Origin of the sequence: Acetobacter sp. A11-2, assembly GCF_040208445.1 — a bacterium.
GTDB classification, from domain to species: Bacteria; Pseudomonadota; Alphaproteobacteria; order Acetobacterales; family Acetobacteraceae; genus Acetobacter; species Acetobacter oryzoeni.
In genome coordinates this window covers 502,126-516,014 of sequence record NZ_CP157843.1, presented here as the reverse complement: position 1 = coordinate 516,014, position 13,889 = coordinate 502,126, and the positions used below count along the sequence as shown (strand labels likewise).

Sequence of the window (13,889 nt, the reverse complement as noted above, 5' to 3'; positions counted from 1 at the left end):
TTAGCCGCCTGCTTTAGGAGCTGCGGCGGCCTTCATGACCAGTTTCTTGATCGGCTGAGCCGCAGACGGCAGGCCACCACCAAACCGCGCATATCCGAAGAAGCCGGTCTGAAGGAAATCGGCATACCGTTCGTTCAGGCGCACGATGGATACCTGTTTGACGATGCGGAACTTGTAGTTCTTCATGTTGCCAAACAGGATCGGGGCATTGCCTGCGCCCACGTCCGCCATGCTTTCATTCACGGCAATCGGGAAGCCAGCCAGCACATCCGGGCAATCCACCTGCAAGGACGGGATCCAGAGCGGACGGCCTTCGTTATCCTTCAGCAACGCTAGAGACTTGACCGTGTTGTCATTCATCATGAACACGGCACCAGTGCGATACGCACGGTTTACGCTGTGCTTCAGCTCCATGATGTCCTCAAAGGCGATGGTATCCCCCACAGAGGTTGGGCCAGCAGCCGCGGCTGTTGCCACACCCATGGGCATACCGTTGCCTGTGCCATTGGTCAGATCATCTGCCAGCGTGCGCCCGAATGCCGTGCCCAGCGCGGTGGTGATGAAGGCATCCAGATCAATGAAGCTGTCTTCCATGAGTGTCCACGGGACAAGCACGGCATCCGTGGCATACAGAAATGCCTTCAGGACGGACTGGCTAAAGGTCATGGGGGACTGCCCGATCTGATTGTTTTCCCCAATGATCCGGGCACGGCGGCTGGTATCATCATTGGTGGGCCACGGCAGATCTGCGCCTGTTGCGGTGGCAACCTCATCAAACAGATCCAGAGCCGAGAAATAATCCTTCAGGGCAACCAGAAGTTGATCGGAAAAAGCAGGCGGCACCAGATAACCACCGGCAGGCCCTGTGCCTGTGCCATTGGCATCATTCTTGAACTGCGACTGAGCTGCCGACATGCGCTTAACAACATAATCCCGGTCTTCGCCTGTCAGGCTGTTGATGCCACCCAGCAACCACGAAGCAAACACACGCTTATGGCGGCGCTCTTCATCTTCCTGTTCATCCGGGCTGGTGCCGTTGTCATCTGCGCGGTTGGCAACGCCCTGCGCCAGTGTGCGCTCAGCATCTTCGGCACGTTCAATGCGATCAATCTGTGCCTTTATCTGGTCAGCTTCAGCCATCATGGCATCAAACTGAGCCGCTTGCTCGGCCGTCATGGTGTCGCCAGTAGTCAGAGCGCGTGCGTCTTCAATCAGCTTCGCCCGTTTGGCGCGCAGTTCCTTGGATTTCATATTCTCTTGTCTCCGGAAAAAATGGGGTGGCCGCTGTTCAGCAGCCGGTGTCAGTTTTCAGCTTCAGCCAGCTGAACGATGCGGCGGCGTGCTGCGATATCGGGCACTGACAGCGTATTCTGGGGCTTTTGCTGGGCCGTGGGCTGCTTGGGAAACATCCCTGCCCTCAGCGTCAGTTGCGCCTTGTTCTGGCTGGCATCCGTAATGCTATCAATAAAGCCAGCATCTTTGGCTTCCTGCGCCGTGAACCATGTTTCTGCGTTCATCATGTCGGCAATGGCTGGCACGGTCTGTCCGGTTTTCCCAGCATACAGGTTGGCAAGATTACCATCTATCTTGGCAAGAACTGCGGCTGTTTCCGTCATGTCGTTCTGATTGCCGACTACAACGCCCCAGGCATTATGGATCATCAGAAAGGCATTTGGGGCCATGCTGATGGTATCCCCTGCCAGAGCGATGAAGGATGCCGCAGAAGCCGCCAGACCATCCACCACAACAGAAACTGGGCCATCATGCGCTTCCAACGCATTATAAATGGTCAGACCGTCAAACACATCACCGCCGGGGCTGTTGATGTGCAATTCAATCGGCCCTGGGCCAGCACTGACAAGGATCTGCGTGAAATCCTGCGCGGTGACGCCCCAGAGGCCGATTTCATCATACAAGTAAATAACGGCAGGCTGATCAGCTGCGGCACGCGGCCGCATGTCCAATGTCTGGGGCAGACCAGCCTGCGCACATGTCAGCAACACACGGTTGGAAAACCGGGCTGCTGGTGAATTATGTCGGTACATGTTGCCTCATTCTTTAGCAGGCGTGGGTGGTGCAGGATCTTTGATCTGCTGTTCCAGCGGCACATATGCGCCATTGATGAACACCGTATCGCCACCAGAGACCGGCGGCCGATTATCCTTTGCCCTGCCTTCGTTGATTGTAAGCTGGCCGCTTTGCACCTGCGCTGCCGTGACCTGAGCCGCTTTCAGCGGATCCATGGAAAGCAGCCCTTCGCGGTCAAACTCCGCAAAGAAATTCGTGCCTAAAAACAGCTTGGCGTTCAGTTCACTCTCAATGCGTTTGAGATCCGCATCCAGCGTGAAAATCAGATAGGCCAGCGTGTTTTCTGCAAGGCCCGTGCCCCATGATGTGCTCTTGTCCGTGGCATTGAGCATATGAAGCGGCACCCCGAAAAATCGGGAAATATCCGCTACCTGATAGCCACGGGCCTGAATGGTTTGCAGATCCTGCGGGCTTAACTGGAATGGGGTGTATTTCGCACCATCATCCACAATGATGGTTTTGCCCCATTTCCCAACACCCGAATAATTCTGATCCAGCTGCGCCTTCATGCGCCTGAAGGAATCATCATTCATTCGGCTGGACACCTGCATCACCCCGCTGGGCAATGCAGCATTCTGATGCATCCGACCGGTGCGCTCTTCCATGGAATGCGCAAGGCCAATGGATCCACGCGCAAATGCCTGAATGCGCGATAGCCCCTTCACACCATCAAAACCGGGGCCGGGTATGTGGATCATATCCTCTTGCAGGACAGTTTCCACAGTGCCGTCCAGATGTGTGCAGACGTAGTAATTCACACCCGGTTTGGCTGGTAATCGCACCACCTGCACTTGCCATGGCATGAAGGTTTCAAACCCGATCACCCGTGCAGCGCCGTCATACCGTATGGCGCTGTAATGGTTGCCCCAGAGCAGCACATTCAGGCCCCACAGCTCACGCCAGACAAACGAGGTGAGGGAACGGCCCGGATATGGCACTGTATTGAGCAACGGAACCAGCTTGTGGTTCGGCTGCACTTCCCGCTGGCCGCCCGGATGCTGTTTCCAGATCTTCAGTGGCAGACCGGCAATTACACCGGCTTCCAGCGTCACGCACCGATACACGGCAGAACATGCCATGGCCGTGCGTTCCGTTACCCGTGGCGCCCAATCCATACTCCGGCCGCCAGGGTATCCCAGCCATTCCGACCAATCTGGAATATCGGTCAGCGGTGTGCTGGGATTTTCCGGGTTGCCAGAGGCAAAGAACGAGGGTTCCTTACGTTCCTGCGGCGTGTTCTGCTCGCCACCGAAAATGCTGTTCAGGATTCCCATAGTTCCTCACGATCATAAATACTCTGGATCGGTGGCTCCGGGTTCCGGCTCATGCAGGCCACGGCATCAAACAGCGCCATCAGTGGGTCGATCTTCTTGCCGCCTGCCATCTGTTTGGTGATTTCGATATTGTTGCCCTTGGCCTGCGCCTTCGCATTGCCAACCGCCCAGGCCATGATCGGACGCGCCCCATGGGAGAACGTGCCATCTGCCAGCTTGCGCTCCAGCGTCTTGATGGCCCCGGTCATTTTCCAGCCTTGGCTGATCCCGACAATCCGCTCCTGCTCAATGCCACGGGCATGCAAGGCAAACACGATTTCAGCCACACCCGCAGGATCCAGCCCAACCATGGCCAGCTTGCCGGACTGGTCGATCATTTCCACCACGTCCGCCAACTGCCGATTGTCGTCACGCATTTCATGGACAATGACGAGATCACCCTGCTTCTGAAAATCCAGATAGCGCGGCGCTTCCTCCTTGCGATGCTTCAGCACGTCCTGGAACACCCAACTGCGCTGCCAATGCAGCCAATCGCCACTTTCCTCATCCCGGCCAAGCACAGCCAGAGATAGAAAATCGTCCAGACCGCCCCCATCAATGCCGCAGACAATCACATCAGAGCATTCTAGGATCAGCTCAAGCGTGACCAGCGGATCACCCTGACATTCCCAATATTTGGCCCCGGCCCATGCCTTTTCGCGCAGGGACATGCCCATTTCCACGTTCAGGTGCTTGGCCATCCAGACGCGCAGCACGCCTTCCCCAGCCTCTTTGGCCTGGGCGTATCTGTCCCGCAGGAACTCATCCGATACCGATACCCCCAGATTGGGGTTGGTCATGTACCAGTTATCCGGATTGTGCTCGCCTTTCTTATCCAGAATTTTCTTGGGAAATTCGTAGATAACCGGCAGAAAACGGGGCGAATTGATCTTGCCGTCCCGCACGCCACGCGCATATTCCAGACGGCTCTTGAACACACCGGCAGGCTCTTCATCCGACTGCGTGCTCAGGTAAATGATGAAGCCTTCCGGACGAGAAGCGATGCCGCCAGTAGCTTCCATAAGCATGTTCTCAGCCGTGGGCTTCTTGCCGAACTCCCACAGCTCATCCACCAGAATGCCGGTGGCTTTCTTGCCCACAACAGAAGAGCCATCTGCCGCCACAACCTTGAGTGTCGCCCCGGTTTCACGGTGCGTCACGATGCGGGTGTAATCCTGCACATGGAACAGGGCATCCAGTTCAGGGTCTGCTTTGATCATGTCCCGCGCAGGCTTGAAGGCATTGTCTGCGGCTTCCTTGGTCGGTGCCAGGATCAGGAACTCGGCTGATTGCCGCCAGTTCAGGATCAGCACCGTCAACATCACGCCCGCCGCAATGGTGCTCTTGGTGTTCTTCTTGCTCACCAGCAGGAAAAACTCGGTGATCATGCGCTTTCCGGTTTCCGGGTCATATGAACCGAAAATGGCGGCGGCAAAGTCCTTCAGCCAATCACGACAGGATTCACCAATGGTCGGTTCACCCAGCACGTCCACGATCTTCAGGGCGTTGAAAACAGCCATCCCCTGCGCAGCGGCATCTGGAAAAAGCGGATCACATGGCACAAGGCTTTCGCCCGCAATGATGCGCTTTTCCCAATCCCGGCAGGCTGTGCTCCATGACAGGCCAGCCTTGGCCGCAGGCGCTGCCTTGCGCCGTATGGTGGCTGTGCTGGTCTTTCGTGCGGTGGTTGCCGCCTTGCGCTTGCGTGTTGCGGGCTTTTTCTCGGTTTCACTTGCCATTGTTCACAACCAGTTTGGGGGAAGACATGCGTGAGAACTTGCCGCTGGCTGCTTTCTCGGCAGCTTCCCGGCGCTCTTCCTTCACACCCTTCTTTTTTCCGGAACCCGTGACGCCCATCATCTGGATCTGCTTCAGCGTGCGCACGGTTTCCGCCCGCTCTTTCGTGCTGATGGCCTTCAACATCGCATCGCGCCGGCGCGATCCATTGTCGGTGGCTGTTTCCAGCTCAATCGCTTCGGAAATCTCGCCAAGATGCGCAGTCGTGTCCTCAACTTCGCCAAGCAGCCGCGACACCAGATTTTCGGTGCGTTCATCCAGGTTGTTGGCCGTTCCACGCCCGCTGGACAGCGGTTTCTCCCGTGGTGGAGCGGGGGTGCGCTGGGGCTTGTGCGCAGGTTGGTGCGCAGTTTTGGTGTTTTTGCGCACTTTTTGCGCAGAAGTGCGCACCCATCCACCGGACGCGATGCGCTTGCGCAACGTGCTTTCGGCTACGCCATGTTTTTTTGCAATTTGGCGGTTTGACAAGGCTCCTGCGCGAAAATCAGCCTCTATCGCGTGCCAATCCGTATCAGTTTTTTTGGGCATTCCCCACCATCCCGCGCAACAAAAGTGCGCACTTCAAAACGCTGGAACGAAAAATTTTTCACGCGTGCCACTGGCGCGGTTCAGGTGCCTTGGGTCGATTATACTTTTACCCCGCCCCCCACCCGCTGAACGCATGGCATCGCAGCCATGCATGACGCGGGCGCATGGCACCAAAAAATGGCAGAAAACCGCCGTTTTTCAGTATTCAACGGCGTTTCGTGCTGCCCGCACCCGTGCGGTCTTGGCCGTATGGCAAGATCCGCAGAGCAACTGGACGTTGTTCTCGTCCAGCGGTGCGCCGCCGTCCTTCAGCTCCTGAATATGATCCCCAAAGAGCCGCGTGCCGGTGCGGCCGCACTGTTCACAGCAATGCGGCCGCTTGCGCTTGATGGAAGCCATCAGGGCACGCCACTCAGGGCTTGTGTAAAAGCCGTCAGCGCGTTTGGGTGGCTCTTTGGCTATGCTGGTATCCAGAACGCCAACAAGCGGCCTCATGCACGTCAGAACGGCTTTCTTGCGGCTGCTCATGTGGTGGCCACGTCCAGCTTGGACAGGTCGAACGTCACCAGCTCCCACTTGGCATCTGGCGATGGCCGCCGGTGCAACCGCACGTAGTCCTTGGTCACATCCACGCGCACGCTGTCAGAAATCGCCTGCATACCGCGCTGCCATTCCTCATCGTCAATCTCCAGACGCCGGAGCGCGAGGATCTTGCCAACGTTCATGCTGCCCTGCTTGTCCACGTCAAACGCATCCAGCACCACGGCTTTCAGGTTGGCGTTGGCACCTTCAGACCAGCGGTTCAAGCAACCATGGATCAGCGTTTGCGCCGCCTGAATTTCAGGGCCAAACGAGATGACGTTGCCGACCGCCACAGTCACGCGCAGCGTGCCATCATAGCTGGTCAGGGTGACGTTCCCTTTGTCGCTGCCCAGCTTGGTGCTGTATTGCTCGGCCACCAGATCCAGAAAGGCATGAATTTCCGCAAAGCAGAGCCGCTTGAAATCCATCATGAACTGCCGCACCGGCTCGGCTTCACGGTGCAAACGGCGCACCAGCTCATCTTGCAGCTTGTCAGATGGCCGGACATTCGCTTCAGGAACCAAGCGCCCGCGACTGTCCTGCATGAAACCGTCAGGCACGGTTTGCATTGTCATTCTCCATCGTTGTCAGAAACGCCCGCGCCGGTTGGCGTCAGGCCAGAAGGTCAGCGCCCGCAGCGTCTGCGCTGGCATGGCTGTATCGTGTTGTCGTGGCCAGCGAACTGTGGCCGAGCTGGGCCTGCACCCAATGCACCGGCTGCCCCGCGTCCAACTGGTGTGACGCAAAAGCATGGCGCAGCCAGTGAGCAGAGACATCAGGCGGCAGGCCCGCTCGTTTTGCGGCCCGCTTCACAACGCGATCCACAGCGCGTTCATGAAGCAGGCCGCCATCGTGGCCGGGGATAACGGGCGCATCTGGCCCGACATCAGACCGCACAGCCGCGATCTCTTTCCACAACGATGGTGAAACCTGCACATGGCGGGTTTTGCCACCCTTGCCGAAAACCGTTGCAATGCCGCCCGATTGGCGGCGTGTCATATCGCGCCAGCGTAACGCGCAGGCTTCTGAAATCCGCAGGCCGGTGCCGTAAAGCAGCGCCAGCAACGCATGGCGGCGCGGATCCTTCTCACCTGCCAGCATGGCCAACACCTGCTGGCGCGAAAGAATGCGCTCGTTCAGATTGTCGCGGCCACGCTCCATGCGGAACGCAGCGCCTGCATCCTGCAGTAGAAAGCCCAGCTTGTGGCCGTAGGTCAGCAGCGATTTCACGGCGCTGATCTTGCGCCGCCGCGTGCTGTCCGCCGCATCGGCCATGCTGTCGTTCCATGCCTGAATGTCAGCCAAGGCAACATCTGCCATCGGCTTGGCAACAAAACGGGCGAACTCTGCAACGTTGGTGTGATAGGCCCGCACCGTGTTGCTGCTGCGGTTGTGCAGCCACGTTTTGACCAGCGGAAGATCCGCACGGTGAATGCCATCATCCGGCACTGCTGGCGCGGCCGATCTAGGCTGATCACCGCTAACCATTTGATTTCCCTATATTATCGGGTCATTTCCAACCCTCAAAATCCGTCAGATAACAGAGATTATCTGACGGGTTTGGGGGGTGTTCTGCGGGTTATCTGACACCTCGGCAGGTATGCCGTGTCAGATAATACCGCGTTATCATGACGCTTTTAACCGGATGGAGCGCCGCCAACCTTGCGGCCGCAATCACCCCATTTTGGCCCGCGCCATGTTGTTTCCATCACGCCGGGTGGAAACTCTTCCACCGTGCGGGAAGCATGTTCTTTACGTAGCGCGGCATCAATGCGCTGCATGTCGTGCTCAGCATACACCGCACCCGCTGGCAGTTCGCGCAGTGATTGCAGGTGGCCATATTTTTCGCATGCAAGGGCATCACACCGGGCAACCGTATTTTTCAGGCTACCAACGGCCCGCAAAATCACATCAGCCCGATGCCGTGGCAGACGATCTGGAACCATGCGCACGCAATGCGCCACATTTCCATCTGCCGAAACGACTAGAACAATCTTCTTCCCACGCAGCAGAACAGCACCACGGCAGATCTTCTGCCAGTGTTTCATGCGTTCAGCTTTTCAGAAGATACAAAAAAAGCCGTGGCCCAGATGGACACACGACTTCGACTATTTTGACAATTTAAACGCGAAAGCTGCCGCAAGCAACTATTTATTGAACCAGAGATCCCCTGGCATATCTGTATAAAGGTCAGCCAGCTGCTCCAGGCAGAAATCAATGGCACCGGCTATGCGTTCACGCCGCTTGCTGTGTTTTTCAGACATTTTCTGCACAGAAAGACCGTTCACCATTAAATCCGTTAAAAACTTCTCGCCTAGCGGCCCCATATGCTTCCGAATATATCGGCAGCGATCAGCTGCACGAATACGCGCAATCAAGGCGTTTTCAGGATCTGGCTTTCCACATTGCTTGGATGCGTCTGGATCCCGCGCACCTAAAAGGCCGGTTTCATAATCCAGCGCCCACTGTTCTGCTGCTGCAACTTGCGCATCTGACAACGTGCCAGACTTCTGCAACGCATAAACCGCGCCCGATGAACGCAGGCGCGGCAGATCTGATTTACTAACCGGATCTTCAATATAGACGCTGGTGATATCGCCTTTATCTAGGCGCTCCGGCGTGGGAGGTAATTCTTGCATGTTGCAGCCCCGCGTTTTTGTGCATATCTTCCTCTGGCATCGCGGGGACGGTCATTCTCGTAATCAAACAAGCGGCGTTGCAGAGTGGTGATTTCCAGTTCAGCCTCTGCACGCCGTTTTTGTTCCTGGGCTAACTTGGCCCGCAGATCTTCCATTGCATCAATCGGGTTCGGCTTGCCTTCGGCCTTCAACCGCAGGTTTCGCAGCAACACACGCAGGCTCATGCTGCCACCTGTGCGCTTTGCTGGTGCATGAAGTGCTGCTGATACGCGGCTTTCTCAAACGGCACGGGCGGCAGGCCATTTTCCTGCGCCAGTTCTAGCCAGCGACGCTTTACAGCCCCAAAATCTCGGCAATCAGTAAACGCATCCTTCCAAACCTTGGCGGCCTTGGCCCATGCCTGCTCAAATTTGGCATTTTCCTTGGCTGTCTGCAGTTTTTCGGGGGCTGTATCCTGCGCTTTCGGGCGCAAATGCTGCACCTCTATGCCGCGCAAAACTGCGGCTTCAAACACCTTTAGCCGCCGGGGCTCCTCACCATTCTTGCGCATGGCCTCGGTATGCTCCCGAATGGCAGAAATAATGGTATCCGGCTCTGCGCCCTGCCCCATCCAGCGCCGCACCAGCGAGACCGCATACGGTGCCTGATCGTTCATGCCGGTTGTGGCAATCACGCGGGCTACTGTCTGGGCCACCTGCTCCTGAGCCAGTGTTGGGTTTTCGGTTTCCCCAGAAATAGAACTAGAAGGAATATTAATATCTCTCTCTAATTCTAGATCTATGGAACCCACGGAACCCAAATTTTCAGAAACCAAAACCGAATTGGGTTTTTGGTTTGGGTTTTGGGTTTCGGTTTTTCCACCCTGAACAACCGATGCCAAAGGCATATGGCGTTGGTTATGGTCAGCAGCAGCCTTCTTACCGCTTCCTGGTGGGCGTCCACCCTTTTTCCCATTCTCACGTGCGGTAATCTGCTTACGTGTCAGTCCGGGTGGCACATCACAGCTTTCCTGCATCTGCTGCCAGCGGGCATCTGCTTCGGCCTTGGTGGCTTCACGCTCTTCCTTGCGCAACAGGCGATCATACAGGTGTGGGCTGAACAACGCGCCTTCATCATCCCGCGCTAGAAAGCCGCGCTGGATGAGCTGCGGTAGCACGCGGGACAGCACATCCTGATGCAGCCACGCCTGCACGGCAATTTCCGCATCGGTCAGCACATACTGGCCAGAACGAAACACGCAGGAACGTGCCTCTTTCAGCGCATCACGCAGGTTCTCGAACACGCCGCGATATTCGGAAGGCATGGAACGCACCATCTTGAGTGATGGCAGATCATCCCGCGCAAAGTCCTGAATATGTGGGCGGATCAGGTCAGCCATCAGCTTGGCCCTCCCCTTTTACAGAATACGGCTTGCCCATCTGCTGGATGGTATGAATACGGGCCAGAGCCCGCTCCAGCACATGCTTGGTTTTTGCCATTTTGGGTGCAATTTCGTTGGCTTCTTGGGGGTCAATCACACCGTCTTCCAGAATGCGGATAGCGGTGGAGACCATCTCTCCCGAAACCATGCTGTATTCGCTCATGTCTCGGCCAAAATCACCGGGGCCAACGTGCATGGGCAGCACAACATAACCCAGCGCGTGCGCCATTTCTGAAAGCAGAATGGGCTGCTCGGCACATCTGTCCAGATCTATGGCGATATCCAGCGGAATAACGGTTGGCTGATGTCTGCTGGCATAGGCCTCCAGTTGAGATTTCTGCACGCGCGTAAAGCCAGCTGCGGCCCGGAAATCTCCAACGGCTTCAACCGCACGTTTTGTGGCTGTTTTGATGGACGCCAGAAAGCGATGGGAAAACGGAATCATGCTGGATATCCAGCGGAGGAATCGGGCGACACGTTGTCATGCCGCCCGCCATCGTCCATTTTTTGCTTGTTCACACCAGAAAATGGAGACGATCTCTTATGAAGCCGACTACGGAAGAACTGGAACGCCGCATTTCCGAACTGGAGCGTACGCAGACCAAGATTTTGGAAGCCCTTAAAGGCGCCAACATCCTTATTCCCGGCCTCAACGCCCCGGCTGAAAAAGGAAGTATTTTGGCGAGAGACGAACTCTGGAAGAACTGAAGATCCAGTTTCCACAAACGCAATCAAGCGCGATGCCCCACGTTCTAAATCTGCCCATGATGAAGGCATGGGGTGCGGGCTGAGCAGAATTGTCTGCAAGGCCCATTTGCGCAGGGCTTGCTCATTGCTCAGGCCTGCGCTCCGGACACCATCCGCGTGACGGCTTCCGGCCTCTGCGGCATGGTTGGTTTCATGGGAATCAGTCATGCCACATCTCCAGCATTCATGTTTTGAGGGAAAACCGCAGAGCAGGAATCGGGTGGCACGTTGCCATGCCACCCGCCATCATCCATTGTCCGTTTGTCCAAAAACCGAACCAAGGATGAATTCATGGAAAACCTGCGTGGCCACCTTCTCGCTATTGAAATGATCATGGCCAGAATGATAGCAAATGCTGCCCATGCTACAGGCCGAAATGCTGAGTGGCTTGATGCAGAATTGGCGCTGGTGAAAGAGCAGCTTTCAAGCCTATCCAGTGAAACTTCAGAAGCTGATCTGCCGTCCGTTTCTGCTTCAGGAAAAGCCGTAGCTGAAACTGTCTTTTCATCAGCAAAGGCACAATTAGACGGATCAGGGACAATCTCTTTCAAAATCCCCTGAGACGTTAGCGGTTGCACTAAGGCATCCACGATAACTGTATGCCCCCCTGCTCCGGTTGGTGCCTGACTGGGCAAAAGCTGTAAAATTCTCTGTTTGTAAGGCGATACCCTGTTCAGTGTGTGTATGATCTGAAGGTCATACACAGCTGAAACATCACCAAAGCCTGCACCAAGAAATGCTTCCGTTCGTGCCATCAGCGCATTTACAATCTGAACACGCTCAGAAACAGGAAGACGCTTGAAGGCATCAAGATCCGCAAGCTGGACACCATCCGCATGACTATATGCGCCGTGATTGGTAGCTTCATTGTTATGGGAATCAGTCATGCCGCAACTCCAGTGCTTTCATGCTTAGCAAAGAGATCTGGACGTAGTTTCTCACGGCTAAATCCGCTTGCTACTTCCAATGGGATTACCCAATGAGCAGGCACACGCCCCTTAGCTTTCCAGCTTTGAACGGTGGAAGGTGGCAAATTGAGCGTTCTAGCCGCTTTTCTGGTGCCACCCATGGCAGTTATTGCATCACGAATAATCGACATAAGATTATTGTGCGTCTTTTACGCACAGACCGCAAGCGGAATTTACGCACTGACATGTGCGACACTATCGCACAAAATAGATAAATGAACGAGATACATGTCACCCAACGGTTGAAAACCCTTAGAAATCGCGCCGGATATACCGTCCGAGAATTTGCAGAAGCTTTGGGATATGAAGATAAATATTCCTCATATCGCACATACGAAACGACTTATAAGCGCGAATTTCTTCCTATACCCATGGTAAAAGCTATGGTGCCGCTTCTAGTTGATCGGGGAGAACCCCCTATCACTCCTAATGAAGTCTGGGGATTAGCTGGCGTGTCAGCCGGGGAAGATGGCCTCACGGCAACAGTAGAACGCGCAGAAGAAGCAAATTGTAGCAGAAAACCACAAAAAGGATCCGTCAGGATAAGAGAGTTCGATATATCTCCACAAGCAGGAGCAGGTGCATATATTGATGAGCATTGTGGACTTGCTGAAAGCCATGTTGTGTTAGGTGCTTGGGAAATACCTAAAAATTATATCGAAAGTTATTTACCAAACTCAGAAAGCCTAGCGATTGTTCGCGTGGTGGGAAACTCTATGGAACCCGAATTAAACGCTGGGGATAGAGTTTTGGTTGATACAGACCATAAAATACCAACACCAGATGGCATGTATGTTATCTGGAACGGATTAGGTATTGTTATCAAACAATTACAGGTTATTCCACGCTCTAATCCCCCCAGAGTAAGGATTATTAGCGTAAATCCAACTTACCCAGCTGATGAAGCTCTTTTGTCAGAAATCATCATAAATGGACGTGTAGTTGGGAAATGGACGTGGAAGTAAATTAAAATGGTTTATGTTATTATATGCGCATCTGTATTTTTATTTATTTTACTTAATTCTACAAAAAAGAAAACACAGAAACAGTCGATGAAACCACAAATGAAAAAAGAACAGTCAAGAAATATAGATACATTCCGTATGGAAAAAGAAAAATATACTGAACAAAAAAACGAACCTATACCTATCTACATAAAAGGAAAAAGAAAGCCATTATTCGTCGATGTTGAAACAACAGGATTACATGGAGATGATAAGATTGTAAGTATATGCATGATCTTATTAGATGCTCAAGAAAGCGAAGAAAAACAAAAACTAATTTTCAAGAGTCTGCATTATATATTCGATCCGTGTAAAAAAAGTCATCCTGTTGCAGAAAAAATACATGGATATAATGACTGGACATTAAGACACCAAAACTTATTTGAAGAAAAAATGCATAATATATTATATTTAATTAAAGAAAGTGATTTAATTGTTGCTCATAATGTTAAATTCGATATGAAATTTATACGAAATGCTTTCGCCGATGCAAAAATAGATATCGGTGAACTTGATACAATGTGCACTATGGAAATGCATGGAGGAAGCTTAGCCTCATGTGCAGGAAGGCTTGGTATCCGTAGAGAAACATCTATCCATGACGCTGCTGAAGATACCATGATGTGCATGTTTTTATATTTAAGAAAAATGAGTAATATTAATATTCTAGATGCATATAATAAAATCAATTCCCCTAAATTGCAGAATTTCATTACTCCGCCACCTGTTCCTGAGGGAAAACTTCCGCGTCGGAATAATGTGAAAAAACGCAAAGACATATTAGGAGAATAATTTTTTCAATA

18 protein-coding genes are annotated in these 13,889 nt (G+C 53.8%); 2 read left to right on the top strand and 16 right to left on the bottom strand.

Translation table 11 applies throughout. The features are described 5' to 3' along the window. From ABNV41_RS02485 to ABNV41_RS02410, 16 genes are all read right to left on the bottom strand, one after another. Positions 1–1,251 (bottom strand): phage major capsid protein, encoded by a 1,251-nt coding sequence (locus ABNV41_RS02485; RefSeq protein WP_349934937.1) that lies wholly within the window; start codon positions 1,249–1,251, stop codon positions 1–3. A 50-nt stretch (positions 1,252–1,301) separates the two neighbouring features. After that, a complete protein-coding gene (locus tag ABNV41_RS02480; RefSeq protein ID WP_349934936.1) occupies positions 1,302–2,045 on the bottom strand; it encodes a head maturation protease, ClpP-related in 744 nt (247 codons plus the stop codon). A gap of 6 nt (positions 2,046–2,051) precedes the next feature. Further along, complete coding sequence (locus ABNV41_RS02475) at positions 2,052–3,362, bottom strand: phage portal protein (protein WP_349934935.1); 1,311 nt, start codon at positions 3,360–3,362, stop codon at positions 2,052–2,054. After that, positions 3,350–5,140, bottom strand: a complete 1,791-nt coding sequence (locus tag ABNV41_RS02470) for a terminase large subunit (RefSeq protein ID WP_349934934.1) — start codon at positions 5,138–5,140, stop codon at positions 3,350–3,352. The genes ABNV41_RS02475 and ABNV41_RS02470 overlap by 13 nt, the downstream gene beginning before the upstream one ends. Further along, positions 5,130–5,666 carry a terminase gene (locus ABNV41_RS02465; RefSeq protein ID WP_349934933.1) on the bottom strand — a complete coding sequence of 179 codons (537 nt, stop codon included), beginning with the start codon at positions 5,664–5,666 and terminating at the stop codon, positions 5,130–5,132. The genes ABNV41_RS02470 and ABNV41_RS02465 overlap by 11 nt, the downstream gene beginning before the upstream one ends. Before the next feature lie 258 nt (positions 5,667–5,924). Then, positions 5,925–6,254: an HNH endonuclease signature motif containing protein gene (locus tag ABNV41_RS02460; RefSeq protein WP_349934932.1), complete on the bottom strand. Its 330-nt coding sequence runs from the start codon at positions 6,252–6,254 to the stop codon at positions 5,925–5,927. Then, positions 6,251–6,883 (bottom strand): DUF3164 family protein, encoded by a 633-nt coding sequence (locus ABNV41_RS02455; RefSeq protein ID WP_124306387.1) that lies wholly within the window; start codon positions 6,881–6,883, stop codon positions 6,251–6,253. Before ABNV41_RS02455 ends, ABNV41_RS02460 begins: the two co-directional genes overlap by 4 nt. Positions 6,884–6,920: 37 nt before the next feature. Continuing rightward, positions 6,921–7,796, bottom strand: a complete 876-nt coding sequence (locus ABNV41_RS02450; RefSeq protein ID WP_349934931.1) for a tyrosine-type recombinase/integrase — start codon at positions 7,794–7,796, stop codon at positions 6,921–6,923. Positions 7,797–7,945: 149 nt separating this feature from the next. Further along, positions 7,946–8,356, bottom strand: a complete 411-nt coding sequence (locus ABNV41_RS02445; protein ID WP_349934930.1) for a hypothetical protein — start codon at positions 8,354–8,356, stop codon at positions 7,946–7,948. Positions 8,357–8,455: 99 nt separating this feature from the next. Beyond that, the gene (locus tag ABNV41_RS02440) at positions 8,456–8,947 is read right to left on the bottom strand and encodes a hypothetical protein (protein WP_349934929.1); all 492 of its coding nucleotides are present in this window, start codon (positions 8,945–8,947) and stop codon (positions 8,456–8,458) included. Then, on the bottom strand, positions 8,914–9,171 hold the full coding sequence (locus tag ABNV41_RS02435) for a hypothetical protein (RefSeq protein ID WP_349934928.1): 258 nt from the start codon (positions 9,169–9,171) through the stop codon (positions 8,914–8,916). Before ABNV41_RS02435 ends, ABNV41_RS02440 begins: the two co-directional genes overlap by 34 nt. Then, positions 9,168–10,325: a hypothetical protein gene (locus tag ABNV41_RS02430; protein WP_349934927.1), complete on the bottom strand. Its 1,158-nt coding sequence runs from the start codon at positions 10,323–10,325 to the stop codon at positions 9,168–9,170. Before ABNV41_RS02430 ends, ABNV41_RS02435 begins: the two co-directional genes overlap by 4 nt. Continuing rightward, entirely contained in the window at positions 10,318–10,812 is a 495-nt protein-coding gene (locus tag ABNV41_RS02425; RefSeq protein ID WP_349934926.1) for a hypothetical protein, read from the bottom strand. The genes ABNV41_RS02430 and ABNV41_RS02425 overlap by 8 nt, the downstream gene beginning before the upstream one ends. Beyond that, complete coding sequence (locus ABNV41_RS02420) at positions 10,809–11,282, bottom strand: hypothetical protein (protein WP_349934925.1); 474 nt, start codon at positions 11,280–11,282, stop codon at positions 10,809–10,811. The genes ABNV41_RS02425 and ABNV41_RS02420 overlap by 4 nt, the downstream gene beginning before the upstream one ends. Beyond that, a complete protein-coding gene (locus ABNV41_RS02415; protein ID WP_349934924.1) occupies positions 11,279–12,001 on the bottom strand; it encodes a hypothetical protein in 723 nt (240 codons plus the stop codon). The genes ABNV41_RS02420 and ABNV41_RS02415 overlap by 4 nt, the downstream gene beginning before the upstream one ends. Continuing rightward, positions 11,998–12,213: a carph-isopro domain-containing protein gene (locus ABNV41_RS02410; protein WP_349934923.1), complete on the bottom strand. Its 216-nt coding sequence runs from the start codon at positions 12,211–12,213 to the stop codon at positions 11,998–12,000. The genes ABNV41_RS02415 and ABNV41_RS02410 overlap by 4 nt, the downstream gene beginning before the upstream one ends. Positions 12,214–12,297: 84 nt before the next feature. On the opposite strand from ABNV41_RS02410, the gene ABNV41_RS02405 reads away from it, so the two are divergent. Continuing rightward, entirely contained in the window at positions 12,298–13,047 is a 750-nt protein-coding gene (locus ABNV41_RS02405) for a S24 family peptidase (protein ID WP_349934922.1), read from the top strand. Positions 13,048–13,134: 87 nt separating this feature from the next. Continuing rightward, positions 13,135–13,878 (top strand): 3'-5' exonuclease, encoded by a 744-nt coding sequence (locus ABNV41_RS02400; RefSeq protein WP_349934921.1) that lies wholly within the window; start codon positions 13,135–13,137, stop codon positions 13,876–13,878. Positions 13,879–13,889: the final 11 nt, after the last annotated feature.